Source organism: Pseudomonas emilianonis (assembly GCF_023072625.1).
In the GTDB taxonomy this organism is placed as follows: domain Bacteria; phylum Pseudomonadota; class Gammaproteobacteria; order Pseudomonadales; family Pseudomonadaceae; genus Aquipseudomonas; species Aquipseudomonas paraveronii.
Window position 1 is genome coordinate 1 of record NZ_JAKNRV010000656.1, and the last position, 1,376, is coordinate 1,376.

Consider the following 1,376-nt stretch of genomic DNA (forward strand, 5'->3'; position numbering starts at 1 on the left):
CTGCGGCAGCAGGTGCGGCGGCCGGAGCAGCAGGTGCCGGGGCTTGCATCTGTGGCGCGTAGAACTGCTGGGCCGGGGTCTTGCTGTGACGGCTGATCCGGACGGACTCTTCGCCTTCCTTGATTTCCAGCTCGTCGATGCCGGACTCTTCCAGCAGTTCGATCAGTTTCTTAACTTTACGGATATCCATGAATCATCAACTCCCAAGGGTCGGTCAGGGGCGCTTGGCCGGTTGTTCAATGTGTTCCAGGGCGGCCTCCAGGGCCAGTCGATAACCGCTGGCGCCAAGGCCGCAGATCACACCTACCGCTACGTCGGAGAAGTAGGAGTGATGGCGGAAAGGTTCGCGTTTGTGCACGTTCGACAAATGCACTTCGATGAATGGGATGCTCACCGCCAGCAGCGCGTCACGTAATGCAACACTTGTGTGCGTAAAAGCGGCGGGATTGATCAGGATAAAGTCCACGCCTTCGCCGCGCGCGGCGTGGATGCGATCAATCAATTCGTACTCGGCGTTGCTTTGCAGGTACAGCAGATGGTGGCCGGCTTCACGAGCCCGTCGCTCCAGATCGAGGTTGATCTGTTCCAGGGTCACAGCCCCGTAGACGCCCGGTTCGCGGGTGCCGAGCAGGTTCAGGTTGGGTCCGTGAAGAACCAGTAAGGTCGCCATCGGCTGTTCCTTGTTATTGATGTGGGTACGGCAGAACCCGGCGACTATGCCGCAAAGTCTTTATGACTGTCCAGTTCTATGCAGTAGGCTGCACGATTAGCGAGGATTGCGCAAAGTATGTGACCAAGTCGCCCGGTCTGGTCATTGGCAACACGATTTTGAAAACACAGGAGGTCAAATGTGGGAGGGGGCTTGCCCCCGATGGCAGTGTGCCGGTCTCACTATCTGTAACTGACCCGCCGCTATCGGGGGCAAGCCCCCTCCCACATTTTGATCTTCATTTGATTTTGGATCTTCATGGGGCAGGTCAGACGCGGAAGGCCTGGACGGCAGTGTTGAGTTGGCCGCCCAGCACCAACAGGTGTTCACCCTGGCTGCGGCCCTGGCCGATGCGTAGCAGGTTGTCCTCACCCAGCTGATGAATCCGTTCGCTGTTATCGCGAATCTCACTCACGGCACCGCTCTGCTGCGCGGTCACATCGGCGATGCGCACGGCGGTGTCGGAAATGGTCTGTATTGCCCCGACGATTTCATCCAGCGCGCCGTCGGCCGCCTGTGCTTGCTGGGCGGTGGCTTCGGCGTGCTCGACCTGTGCGCGCATGCCTTCTACCGACTGGCGGGCAGCGGTTTGCAGGTTGTCGTTCACCTGGTCCAGCGCGCCTTCGGTGGTCTGCGCCAGGGAGATGCCGTCGCTGGCGTTACTGCT

1 protein-coding gene and 2 pseudogenes are annotated in these 1,376 nt (G+C 59.8%); all 3 read right to left on the reverse strand.

Annotated elements, in window-relative coordinates; translation table 11 throughout:
- Nucleotides 1–190: pseudogene (locus L9Z73_RS30555) on the reverse strand (acetyl-CoA carboxylase biotin carboxyl carrier protein); the annotation flags it as partial.
- Nucleotides 191–214: 24 nt separating this feature from the next.
- On the reverse strand, nucleotides 215–670 hold the full coding sequence (gene aroQ / locus L9Z73_RS30560; protein WP_247408687.1) for a type II 3-dehydroquinate dehydratase: 456 nt from the start codon (nucleotides 668–670) through the stop codon (nucleotides 215–217).
- Between the two features lie 307 nt (nucleotides 671–977).
- Nucleotides 978–1,376: pseudogene (locus L9Z73_RS30565) on the reverse strand (methyl-accepting chemotaxis protein); the annotation flags it as partial.